14 protein-coding genes are annotated in these 10492 nt (G+C 67.1%); 9 read left to right on the top strand and 5 right to left on the bottom strand.

Annotated features, from left to right (window positions below; translation table 11 throughout):
* Positions 1-494 (bottom strand): GntR family transcriptional regulator (locus ACFWX1_RS42370; protein WP_378395548.1); only part of this gene is annotated, 494 nt, incomplete at its 3' end.
* 245 nt (positions 495-739) lie between these two features.
* Here ACFWX1_RS42370 and ACFWX1_RS42365 point away from each other — a divergent pair.
* Positions 740-1210 carry a hypothetical protein gene (locus ACFWX1_RS42365; protein ID WP_378395547.1) on the top strand — a complete coding sequence of 157 codons (471 nt, stop codon included), beginning with the start codon at positions 740-742 and terminating at the stop codon, positions 1208-1210.
* Positions 1210-1503 carry a hypothetical protein gene (locus tag ACFWX1_RS42360; RefSeq protein WP_378395546.1) on the top strand — a complete coding sequence of 98 codons (294 nt, stop codon included), beginning with the start codon at positions 1210-1212 and terminating at the stop codon, positions 1501-1503. Before ACFWX1_RS42365 ends, ACFWX1_RS42360 begins: the two co-directional genes overlap by 1 nt.
* An 88-nt stretch (positions 1504-1591) precedes the next feature.
* Here the strand turns inward: ACFWX1_RS42360 and ACFWX1_RS42355 are convergent, their stop codons facing one another.
* Positions 1592-1765, bottom strand: a complete 174-nt coding sequence (locus ACFWX1_RS42355; RefSeq protein WP_378395545.1) for a hypothetical protein — start codon at positions 1763-1765, stop codon at positions 1592-1594.
* A gap of 11 nt (positions 1766-1776) precedes the next feature.
* Between ACFWX1_RS42355 and ACFWX1_RS42350 the strand changes: the two genes are divergently transcribed.
* The 7 genes from ACFWX1_RS42350 (at position 1777) to ACFWX1_RS42320 (ending at position 7642) form a co-directional block, all read left to right on the top strand.
* Complete coding sequence (locus tag ACFWX1_RS42350; RefSeq protein ID WP_378395544.1) at positions 1777-2061, top strand: hypothetical protein; 285 nt, start codon at positions 1777-1779, stop codon at positions 2059-2061.
* A 16-nt stretch (positions 2062-2077) separates the two neighbouring features.
* Entirely contained in the window at positions 2078-2299 is a 222-nt protein-coding gene (locus ACFWX1_RS42345; protein WP_378395543.1) for an AMED_5909 family protein, read from the top strand.
* Between the two features lie 338 nt (positions 2300-2637).
* Complete coding sequence (locus ACFWX1_RS42340) at positions 2638-4215, top strand: FtsK/SpoIIIE domain-containing protein (protein WP_378395542.1); 1578 nt, start codon at positions 2638-2640, stop codon at positions 4213-4215.
* On the top strand, positions 4212-4598 hold the full coding sequence (locus ACFWX1_RS42335; protein ID WP_378395541.1) for a hypothetical protein: 387 nt from the start codon (positions 4212-4214) through the stop codon (positions 4596-4598). Before ACFWX1_RS42340 ends, ACFWX1_RS42335 begins: the two co-directional genes overlap by 4 nt.
* Positions 4598-6238 carry a replication initiator gene (locus ACFWX1_RS42330; protein WP_378395540.1) on the top strand — a complete coding sequence of 547 codons (1641 nt, stop codon included), beginning with the start codon at positions 4598-4600 and terminating at the stop codon, positions 6236-6238. Before ACFWX1_RS42335 ends, ACFWX1_RS42330 begins: the two co-directional genes overlap by 1 nt.
* 16 nt (positions 6239-6254) lie before the next feature.
* Complete coding sequence (locus ACFWX1_RS42325) at positions 6255-6449, top strand: helix-turn-helix transcriptional regulator (protein WP_378395539.1); 195 nt, start codon at positions 6255-6257, stop codon at positions 6447-6449.
* Positions 6449-7642: a tyrosine-type recombinase/integrase gene (locus ACFWX1_RS42320; protein WP_378395538.1), complete on the top strand. Its 1194-nt coding sequence runs from the start codon at positions 6449-6451 to the stop codon at positions 7640-7642. Before ACFWX1_RS42325 ends, ACFWX1_RS42320 begins: the two co-directional genes overlap by 1 nt.
* A 687-nt stretch (positions 7643-8329) precedes the next feature.
* Here ACFWX1_RS42320 and ACFWX1_RS42315 read toward each other — a convergent pair.
* From ACFWX1_RS42315 to ACFWX1_RS42305, 3 genes are all read right to left on the bottom strand, one after another.
* Positions 8330-8503, bottom strand: a complete 174-nt coding sequence (locus ACFWX1_RS42315; RefSeq protein WP_378395550.1) for a hypothetical protein — start codon at positions 8501-8503, stop codon at positions 8330-8332.
* A gap of 180 nt (positions 8504-8683) precedes the next feature.
* Entirely contained in the window at positions 8684-9475 is a 792-nt protein-coding gene (locus ACFWX1_RS42310) for an SDR family oxidoreductase (RefSeq protein WP_378395537.1), read from the bottom strand.
* Positions 9472-10317 carry a hypothetical protein gene (locus ACFWX1_RS42305; protein WP_378395536.1) on the bottom strand — a complete coding sequence of 282 codons (846 nt, stop codon included), beginning with the start codon at positions 10315-10317 and terminating at the stop codon, positions 9472-9474. The genes ACFWX1_RS42310 and ACFWX1_RS42305 overlap by 4 nt, the downstream gene beginning before the upstream one ends.
* Positions 10318-10492: the final 175 nt, after the last annotated feature.

The raw sequence follows: 10492 nt of genomic DNA, 5'->3' as shown, positions 1-10492 counted from the left end.
ATCTCCTCGGCGCGCTTGCGGAACGCGGGACTGTCGGCGCGCTCCTCGACCGTGCACGGCAGTGACCACGGCTGCCTTGGGGCCGGGACGAGCAGACGCACGGTGATCGACTCGGGGCGCAACCGGCCGATGCGGATCTTGTCCAGGGGCTCGGTGATGACGCCGTGCAGGGTCTCGCCGGAGAACCCGGCGAAGTCGATCGTGACGTCCTGAGCCTCGAAGGCACGTTCGATGTGCGGCCGGAGACCGATCGGGCGTTCGGTGCGCTCTCGGACGAACACGCCGCTCCCCTGCCGCGACACGATCAATCCCTCGTCGCGCAGTTCGCGGATAGCACTCTGAACCGTCATCGGCGCGACGTTGTACGTCTTCGCCAGCTCGTTCCGAGACGGCAGCTTGTCGCCGGGCGTGAACTTCCGGGTCAGGATCGCGGCGCGCAATGCGTTCGCTACCTGCACGTATGGCGGTCGCGGATCGTCCGGGTCCAGCGGCACAGCCGCCTCCTTCTCTCCTCAGTCCACCTGCACACGAGTGCGAGTGCAGCCATGTTCGAACATGTGTTGCTATGTGCTCACATGTGCTGACATACATCCTCCCCAACCTGCGCCGAGCCTGTCTAGGCAACCTAGAAACCTAGGCATTTTTTTGCTTGATTGACTTGTCTAGCCAACCTAGCTATTCTGGCCATGTCAGCCACGCTAGGCAGCGCCGCACGAGGCGCAGACAGGGAGCAACTGAGATGGCAGTACCGCGCGGAACGCGCTTCGAGATCGAGCACGACCACGTCTTTCCGGCCGGGGCCGCGATCGTCGGCCCGGTGACCCCGGACATGGAGTACGTGTCCAACGAGGACAAGGCCCGGGGCAAGCAGCCCAAGCAGAAGATCGACGAGCAGACCGGCCTGCCGCAGTGGAAGGTCACGGTGACCGACCCGTCCGCGGAGAAGGACCGGGACAAGTCGGCGACGGTCACGCTGCTGGACCGGGTCCAGCCGGTGCCTCCCCCGGCGGCCATGCAGGGTTTCGACTTCCGGCCGGTCGTGTTCGAGGGCCTGATGGTCGAGCCCCGGGTCATGGGCGAGAAGTTCAAGTATCAGGGCTGGGTGCTGCGGGCGACCGGGATGCGTGAGCCCGGTGGCGCTGCGGCGCCCAAGCCTGCGGCGTCGAAGGGCACCAGCGGTCAGGGTGCGAGCGGCCAGAAGGCCGCGTGATGACGGGGCGGCCGTCGCGTGAGGCGGTCGCTCGGTGGAACGACGCGTATGCGGAGCAGACGGCCGCACTGTTCGCCGCGATGCGATCGGCATCCGACGACGTGGCGGCGGTGCGCCGTCTCGCTCACGCGTACCACGCTGTCGCGTTCGCCTGGCGCATGTTGTCCGGCGAACTCGCCGCTCCCCTGTGGGCTCGGCACGCGGCGGCCGTGGCGGCTGAGGAATTCGACCGACGGGCGCGGCTGGAGATGGAACGCGCCGATTCGGCCCAACGCAAGGGAGAGGCGACATGAGCGGCACGGCTCGTGACGCTGCGGCGTTCCGAGAGCTGGTCCAAGTGTGGGAGACGGCCTACCGGCACTACATGGCGGCGTGGAAGCGCTACCAGTCCGACCACTCGGTGGTGGCGGCGCAGAACACGGCGAAGTCGGCGCAGCGTGTGTCGGATGCCTGGCTCGGGCTGGCGAATGCGCGCGGCCTGCCCTGGTGGTGCGTGGCCGCGTTGAGGTCGGCGGCCGAGGGTTTCGCCGAACTGGCAATGGATTGGGCAGGCAAGGCAGGCAGTGATGAACATGCGGGACGGGCTCGGCCTGGCGTGGGTAGTTGGACAGTGGGACGAAGTCGAAGTGGCGGAAACGGGGTCGACTCCCCGGTGTCCGCCGGTCCTGGAGCTGTCGGGAGGTCCCGGCGTGCTGACGTTGTGGCCACCGAACGATCCTCAGCGGTGGGCGGAGTGCGTCAAGTTCCTTCGCCGTCTCCGCGACTGCGCCGAGGACCTGGCCATGCTGCTGGAAAGCCGCGCGGCGGAGATGCGGCGGGTGAGTAATGGCGACGCCCAAGAAGAAACCTGAGCTTGAACCCCGGACCTTGGCTGAGGCTCACGAACACGTCCAGCGGACACGCCCCGCACCGGATGCGAAACCGGCCGTGTGGCTGGCGTACCGCCGGACGAACGCACGCATCTACGAACACATCGCCGACGTGGACCGTGGGCACCACCACGAATCGCTGTACTACGTCGGCTACGAGCAACGGCAAGCCAAGAAGATCGCCGCACAGATCCAAGAGGACAACCAAGCGGCCAATTAGTCCCATGTAGACACAAGAAAAGTCAACAGACTCAACAAAAAACGCGCGCTACGTCGCGCGGCGGTGAAACGCGCCCTCGTTCGGGATCGCGGATCGTAAGGCGCAGAAGCGGAAACCGGCTACCAACCTCGCCGCTCCTGCGCTGTCCACAACCTTGGGAAGTGAACAATGCCAACGCTAAACGATGACAACGGACGCGCGCTAGGCGGGGTCACCCGAACGCGTTGCGCCGCCTGCAAGCGGTTCGCGAAGCTGCTGCGCGGGGAGACGAAGTGCGCTCCCTGTAGGGGAATGCTGCCGCTGAACCTGACGGCCGCCGCTGGGCGGGGTGGTCGCTGATGAGCGCGGGCATGGTGATTCTCGCGCTGCTCGCTGCGGGCCTGGGTGTGTGGGTGCTGCACAAGATCGGGCACGCGTTGGCGGCAATCCTGGAAGCGCTTGCGGCCGTGGCCGTGGTGTTCGTGGCGCTGTGGTGGCTACTGAAAACCCTTGTGTGGCTCGTAAAGCAGGTCGTCATTCATTGGCGGACCACGCTGGCCCTGTTCGCGTTGTGGGCCTGGTGGCAATGGCTGGGCTGGCTGTCGCTGGCCATTTCCGCGGCTTGCCTCGCGGCAGTACTCGCGGCGTGGCGGGTGGCGCACGTGGTGTCGTTCGACCAGTGGTGCGGGCGGTTCCTGCGCTCGTGGTGGCTGCGCTGGGCCGTGTACGGGCGCAAGCTCCCGGCCTGGCTGCACGCGTGCGGTCTGTCCATTTCAGACGGCACCTTGCCGGTGGAAGTGACAGTGAACCTCGTCGGCCGTCGCCGTCGTAAGGCGGTCTCCCGTACCGGTGGCGGTAGTGCTGCGGTGCGGGTGCCCAAGGTGCTCGGCGTGCGCTCGGGTGCCTCGTGGGACGAAGTCCGGGTGGAGCTGGTGCCCGGCCAGAAGCCCGAAGACTTCGACGACGCCGCGCGGGCGCTGGCCTCGGCGCGCAAGGTCTCCCGCTGCCAGGTGCGCGAACTGGAGCCCAACGTGGTGTCCCTGGACTTCATGCGGCGTGACCTGTTGGCCTCCCCAGTGTCCTGCCCGGCCTTGCCGGATCTCGTCGCGGTCGACGGTACGGGCGTGGACCTGCGGCACGTGTTCGCCGGACGCACGGAGTACGGACAGGACTGGGCTGTCCCGCTGATGGGTCCAGGGGCTCACCTGCTGGTGGCAGGTGCGACCGGTGCGGGGAAGAACTCGGTCATGTGGTGCCCGCTGGTGGCCTCGGCCTCCGTGATCCGGGCCGGAGTCATCCGAGTGTCCGGGATCGACCCCAAGGGCATGGAACTGTCCTACGGCCGTGGGATCTTCGCCCGCTACGCCGTAACCGGCGCGGAAGCCCTGGCGCTGCTTGATGAACTGCTGGAGGAACTGGAGCGGCGCAAGGCGGAGTTTGCGGGGCGGGTGCGTGAGGTGCCCATCTCCACGGAGTGGCCGTTGGAACTGCTGGAGTTCGACGAGATCGGCGCGCTGACGAAGTACACCGACCGTAAGACGCGTGAGCAGATCGTGGAGAAGGTCGCGATCCTGAACACGCAGGGTCGGGCGCTCGGCTTCACCGTGCGCGGGTATGTGCAGGAACCGACGAAGGACACGGTTCCGGTGCGAGAGCTGTTCCCTCGGCGAGTGTGCCTGCGCGTCACCTCCAAAACTCATGTCGGCATGGTGCTCGGGGACAACGCCTACGAACGCGGCGCCTGGGCCAACCGCATCCCCGAATCGGCTGCCGGTACCGGCTACGTCTGGGGCGAAGGAGTCCGGGAACCACTGCGCATCCGGGCAGGCTGGGTGCCCGACGAGACAGTCAAGGCGCTGGAGCACTACGTCACCAACGGCGGCGCGCGCGTAATCGACCTGGCCGCTCGTCGCGGCGGTGAGGGGGCGGCGGCGTGAACAAGGTGATGGTTTTCCTCGACGCTATCCGTGATCACCTCGACCTGCACCAGTTGCCCCCGGTGGCCTCGGTCAAGGTCACTTCGATGTCGGACCCGATCGCGGTGCAGCTCGACGTGGACGGCCTGGCCGATGTCGCGCGGGCACTGCTGGTGTGGGCGAACACGCTGGAAGTCGTGACGGCAAGCCTGTGGCGCGTCCCGTCCGGTGAGCGGGTGCACCTGCACGTTGCCGGGCGTACTCCGTGCGGCGTCCCGGTGGAGATCTACAGCGGCGTTGCGTTCTCCGAGGACGTGTTCCCGGATCTGCCCGCCGGTGCTCGGCAGGACATGCCGGTGTTCGTGCTACGGGGCTGGGCCGATGGTGGGGAGGTGGCTGCCTGATGACGGAAGCGAACTTCACTAACGAGGCCGGCCGGAGGCCTGCCGGTTCGCCTCGGCTTCGTGACCCGCTGGCCTCGGACGTCGTCAAGGCGACGGCGGAGAAACACGGAGTCTGTGTTCGCCCCTTCACCATGGAGGTTGGCGACACCGAAACCGGGGAGGTGCGCTACATCCCGGTCCCATGTGGGTCCACAGTGGAATCCGTTTGTCTGCCGTGCGCTCGCAAGGCGAAGGCCCTGCGGCAAGCCCAGTGCCGGGAAGGGTGGCACCTCGACGAAGAACCCGAGATCGCCTCGAAGGCCCCGACCGAGGAACACACGGAGCTCCTGACCTTCCGTGCTGACCTCGTGGCGGCCTACCGGGACCGCGTCGAACACGAGGACCAGGCGGAGGCCGAACATCTACGCGACGAGATCCGCACAGTCGACCAGGAACTTCGGCAACTCGGGATGCGCGGCCGTCTCCCAGCCGTCGACCTGCCCACCAAGAAGACGGTGAAGCGGTCGACGCGGCGTCGGCAGGACGCTCCGAACCTGCCTCGCCGCAAGGTCACCAAGACCACCGTAGGCCGGGAGTACGCGGGCAAGTTCCGGCCGTCGATGTTCGTCACCCTGACCTGCGACACCTACGGACCAGTCCGCAGGGACGGCTCGCCGGTCGACCCGTCCACCTACGACTACCGGCGGGCAGCTCGGGACGCGGTGCACTTCGCCGCGCTCGTCGACCGCTGGTGGCAGAACCTACGCCGGGTCGTCGGCTGGAACGCGCAGTACTTCGCGACGGTCGAGCCGCAGAAGCGGGCAGCGCCCCACCTGCATACGGCAATCCGCGGTTCGGTGCCGCACGACGTCGTCCGACAGGTCACGGCGGCCACCTATCACCAAGTGTGGTGGCCCAACCACGACCAGGTCGTCTACGTCGACCGGATGCCGCGCTGGGACCCGCACAGCAAGGCGTTCGTCGACCCGGACACCCACCAACTCCTGACCGACTGGGACGAGGCGGTGGACGACGTCGAGCACCCGGCACACGTTGTCACCTTCGGGCGGCAAGTGCACTCCAAAGGCATCCTCGGCGGGACGGAGGAAGCCGGGCGGCACATCGGCTACCTGACCAAGTACCTCACCAAATCCACGGGCGAAGTCGTGGTGGCCGAGAGCAGGCAACAGGAAGACCACCACGAACGGCTCCACGCCGAACTGTCGGTCACGCCGTGCTCGCCCCGCTGCGCGGTCTGGCTGCTGTATGGCATCCAACCCAAGGGCGCCAACTCCAAGATGACCCCGGGGCACTGCAAAGGCCGCGCTCATCGGCGGACCACCCTCGGCCTGCCCGGTCGGCGGGTCCTGGTGTCGCGCAAGTGGTCCGGCAAGACACTCGTCGACCACAAGGAAGACCGCAAGGCGTTCGTACAGCAAGCGCTTTCGGCAATCGGGATCGAGAAACCGCAACCCGATCCGGCCCGGCTCGTCTGGCGCAAGGTCGAGCCCGGAGACACCCACGTCCCGCCCCGGGATCACCTGATCATGCATGCCATTTCCGAACGGATCACGTGGCGCGCCGAGTACGACCGGGCACTGCTGGCGGCGCAGGGACCACCCGGTGATCCGGAAACTTCGGCAACTCAGCAAGCGGCCTGACCTGGGAGGGGGAGCAATGAGCGCATCAAGGATTAGTCGACTGTGGACGGTCGAAGACGTCTCGAAGTACCTCGGCATCCCGGTCCCGACGCTCTACCAGTGGCGCAGCAAGGGTTACGGCCCGGCTGGTCGTCGCATGGGCCGGTATGTGCGATACCGGCCGGAAGATGTTCAGTCCTGGGTGGACCGGTTGAGCGGAGACGTGGCCTGATGCCCCGGCCACGTCTGGAGATCGGCACGTACGGCCAGATCCGCTATTCGCCAACCCCAAACGGCTGGCGGGCGCGCACCCTGTTCCGGGACTTCGACGGCAGTACGCCGGAGGTGGAGCGTTCAGGCAAGACGAAAGGCCAAGCGGCACAACGGCTTCGCGACGCGATCCGCGAATGGAAGGGCTCGTCGGCTGGCGAGATCACCCGCGAAACGCAACTCAAAGACGTGGCCCCGGTCTGGTTGGACCAGCTACGGCAGGACGTGGAGGAAGGCAAGAAGTCACCGACCACCATCACCACCTATGAGTCCATCCTGAACCGGCACGTCATCCCCGGCGTCGGCGAGCTGCGGGTGCGGGAAGCCACCGTGATGCGACTCGACCGGTTCCTTGGCGCGCTGCAACGCAACGTCGGCGCGTCGACGGCCAAGACCGCCCGTACCGCGCTGTCCGGCATGTTGAGCCTGGCAGCGCGGTACGACGCGATCGACACCAACCCGACCCGGGACACCCGGCGTATCCCGATCAACAAGAAGAGGCCCCGCGCCCTCAACGCGACGGAGCGGGCCGAGTGGTTGAAGCGACTGGAGGCGAACGAGAAGGCGGTTCGCTGGGACCTGCCGGACCTGTCCCGCTTCATGATGGCAACCGGCGTCCGGGTCGGCGAAGCGCTCGCGACGTATTGGGAAGACATCGACCTGAAGGCGGGCACGGTCGACATCACGCACACCGTGGTCCGGCTCAAGGGCGAAGGCCTGTACCGCAAACCACAGCCGAAGAGCGAGTCGAGCCTTCGGGCGCTGCCCATGCCCTCCTGGGCGGTGAAGATGCTGAGGCGGAAGGCCAAGGCCGTACAGGACGAAGGCGGCACGCTTACCGGTCCCATCTTCCCCAGCACCACGGGCGGGCTGCGCGACCCGAGCAATGTGCTGCGCGTCATCCGGGAAATTCGCGGCGGTGATCACTTCCTGTGGGTCACCTCGCACACCTTCCGGAAGACGACGGCTACCGCGCTGGACGATGCGGGTGTGGCGACGCGGCTGATCGCGGATCACCTCGGGCACGCGCGGGTGTCGATGACGCAGGACAACTACCTGGAACGCAAGGTGGTTGACCCGGTCACGGCGGAGGCTCTGGAAGGACTGTTGGATAACCCGTCCGACCCCAAAACCGGGGATAAACCGGGGAGATGATCTTGCTCCTGGCGGCCCGCCTTGCCTGGACCTGGGTGTTTGGTGGGCCGCCTGGGGCTCGAACCCAGAACCTACGGATTAAAAGTCCCCAGCTACCCAGTGTCATCCAGTGTCGCGTGATGTCGTTCTATGCCTGTTGGCGCAGGTCAGGTTAGGTCTGCCATGATCTTGGGTGACGCCGAATGTCGCGTAGTGTCGGGCAATGTTACGGCAATGGAGCCCGAACGGAGCCCAGGACCGAGCTCGACTCAGTCCTATGTGGATGGCATAGCCCTGTGTTGACTCACTGAAATCGACGTGAGGACTTGCGAGCTGGGGGCGACGCGGGACAGGGCGTCGCACTGAAGTCGCCTTGGGATCCGTGTCAAGCGCGCTCCGCGTTCAGGTGTGCACCGACGTGATCTTCAGCCCACCCCCTGCCAACGGTCGCGAGCCTCGCGGTCCGCCACCTGGTCGGCAAGCGGAACAAGGCATGGGCTGCGCGGTGTTCACTCATCACGCGATGTCGCCTGCCACCGTTGTGGGACCACCACGTTGCCAGTCACGGGGCCACCGACAGCAGGTGATCCGCCGAGGGAACATGTTCCAGATTCACCGTGCGGACCGATCATGGTGGCAGCAGCCGAATGTCCGGAAATGCCGAATAGAGTGCGTCGGCGCGGTTCTTCTCGCGCCCGAGATGCGTGGTCATTCCTCGTTCAGGGCCGTTTCCAGCACGTTCTTGGTGAACACCTTCAACAGCCCGTCCGGACCGGTCAGCGTCAGCCCGCGTTCCCGTGCCTGGGCCACCATCGCCGCCGTGGCGGCCTGCTCCGGCGACAGCTGACGTCTCGACTCGCCCCCACTCTTACGTGGACGCATAGCGTCCGATGTCATCACTCACAGTGCCCATCCCGCCGGACTTCAGACCGGTGTGTCGGGCCGAAAGCCCCGTTCGCGACACAGCCCCACGCCGATGACCGAGTGTTCACGACGGGCAGTTCGGACAGAGCCCGTTTGACGGCATCGCTGCGGTCGTGGGTCCGATGGGAACTCGGCTTGCTACGAACTCGGCGCGGGGTTCAGGCTGAGGCCGCCGTCAGCGAGGATGGTTTGGCCGGTGATCCAGGATGCTTGTGGTGAGGCGAGGAAACTGATCAGCGCGGTCAGTTCGGCGGGTTTGCCGAGGCGGTGGCCGAGCGGGGTGGTGTGTTCGATCGTGGCGCGGAAGGTGTCGGGGCTGGGAAACCGGGTAAGCACTGGGGTGTCGAGTGGTCCGGCGGACGCGGTGTTGACGCGGATGTTGCGAGGCGCGTATTCGGCGGCCAGATAGCGGGTGAGCGCCTCGACGGCGGCTTTGGTGGTGCCGATGGCGGCGTAGCCGGGCAGGACCGAGCTTGCCCCGGTGGACGACAGGTTGATGATCGCGCCGCCGCCGCGGCGGGTCATGAGCGGAGCGGCCTGCTGAGAGCACCAGAGCGCGCCCAGGATGTTGGTGTTGATCGCCCGCTCCCAGTCCCGGCTGGTCAGGGTGTCCAATGGACTGAGCGCTCCGGACGCGGCGTTGTTGATCAGGATGTCCAGCCGGCCGAGGTCCGTGTTGATCTGCTCGAACATCTGCTGGACCTGGTCGGCTTTGGCGACGGAGCCACGGAGCAGTTTGTGCCGGGCGCCCGTCGCCCGCAGCTCGGTGGACAGGTCCTCGGCCTCGTCGACGGCGTGGAAGTAGTTGACCACGACATAGGCGCCGGCGCGGGCGAATTCGCGGACGATGTCGCGCCCGATGCCCCGCGCGCCGCCCGTGACGAGAACGATTTTGCCCTCATGCGGACGGTATGGCTCCACGGTTGTCATGGGTCCCTCCTGGACAGGACGACGGCGCGCAGGCCGATGATCTGCGCGATCGGTTGCTGGGGCTCGGCCCAGCTCAGGACGTCGGTGCTGTGGTTCCCACCGAGGTGCGCGTGCAGTTCGATTCCCGAAGGGTGGCGGGCGAGCAGCTGCCGGTCGGTGCACGGGGTGTGGACGTGGATGGCATCGCAGCTGCTGGGCAGGAGGTGGTTCATTCCGCCGTGCCCGGCGCCGAGGCTGACCAGCGCGAGTTGGATCATGGCGTCGATCAGCGACGCGCATATCGCGAAATCAGGGAACATCGCCGGGTCCGCGGGTAGTCGAGGGCGGTAGCGGGCTCGGGCGTCACCGAGGTGGACGCGCAGGCCCGCGAGCGTGACGAAGGGGCCGCTCATCGCCAGGTCCGCGGTTGCGACGTAGGGGCCGTAGGTGACGTAGGTGATGTCCGGGTGGTCGCCGACGGGCTGGGGAAGATCCGGAGGGTTGTCGTCGAGCTCGAAGTTCGCGCAGGTCAGCCCGATCGGCGGCTGGCCAGGCCCAGCGGGGGCGTCCGCGACCACGATGCTCATACCGGGCGGCTGTGCCACGAACCGGTAGGAGACGGCCGCGGTGGCTCTGGCGTACAGCGGGGCGTGGAACACGACGTTCCGGAAGGAGATCGGGGGTGGGCGGTGCGCCGCCTCGGCGGCCAGCGCGAGTGACATGGCGGCGGGCAGCAGCGGCGTGCCATGGAGTGTGTGGTGGCGTAGGAAGGCGTCACGGCCAGCCAGGTCGACGGTCCACGTGTCGCCGGAGGTGAGCATTCCGGAGCGCGCCGGGACGAGGTCGTTGTCAGGTGTAGGCACCGAAAGCCCTCTCTCGACCAATAAGGGTGAACGAGGCGTCGCCGTCGAGCAACGCCACGGGCCGCGGCGATCTCCGAGGGGGCGGCGCTCGGCCCACGGGGACCTGGATCAGGCGCTGGGCGGCGTGAGCCGGGGCGGTGGCCGCTCCGATACCCCCGGCGCCGCCGGTGACGAC

Origin of the sequence: Amycolatopsis sp. NPDC059021, from assembly GCF_042739895.1 — a bacterium.
GTDB lineage: Bacteria > Actinomycetota > Actinomycetes > Mycobacteriales > Pseudonocardiaceae > Amycolatopsis.
This window is presented reverse-complemented; position numbering and strand designations above follow the sequence as displayed.

Bases quoted from the DNA above. Each gene is read 5' to 3' on its own strand.
- ACFWX1_RS42350 (WP_378395544.1), top strand. From the start codon at position 1,777: ATGAACATGCGGGACGGGCTCGGCCTGGCGTGGGTAGTTGGACAGTGG.
- ACFWX1_RS42330 (WP_378395540.1), top strand. From the start codon at position 4,598: ATGACGGAAGCGAACTTCACTAACGAGGCCGGCCGGAGGCCTGCCGGT.
- ACFWX1_RS42360 (WP_378395546.1), top strand. From the start codon at position 1,210: ATGACGGGGCGGCCGTCGCGTGAGGCGGTCGCTCGGTGGAACGACGCG.
- ACFWX1_RS42325 (WP_378395539.1), top strand. From the start codon at position 6,255: ATGAGCGCATCAAGGATTAGTCGACTGTGGACGGTCGAAGACGTCTCG.
- ACFWX1_RS42315 (WP_378395550.1), bottom strand. From the start codon at position 8,503: ATGCGTCCACGTAAGAGTGGGGGCGAGTCGAGACGTCAGCTGTCGCCG.
- ACFWX1_RS42310 (WP_378395537.1), bottom strand. From the start codon at position 9,475: ATGACAACCGTGGAGCCATACCGTCCGCATGAGGGCAAAATCGTTCTC.
- ACFWX1_RS42320 (WP_378395538.1), top strand. From the start codon at position 6,449: ATGCCCCGGCCACGTCTGGAGATCGGCACGTACGGCCAGATCCGCTAT.
- ACFWX1_RS42365 (WP_378395547.1), top strand. From the start codon at position 740: ATGGCAGTACCGCGCGGAACGCGCTTCGAGATCGAGCACGACCACGTC.
- ACFWX1_RS42340 (WP_378395542.1), top strand. From the start codon at position 2,638: ATGAGCGCGGGCATGGTGATTCTCGCGCTGCTCGCTGCGGGCCTGGGT.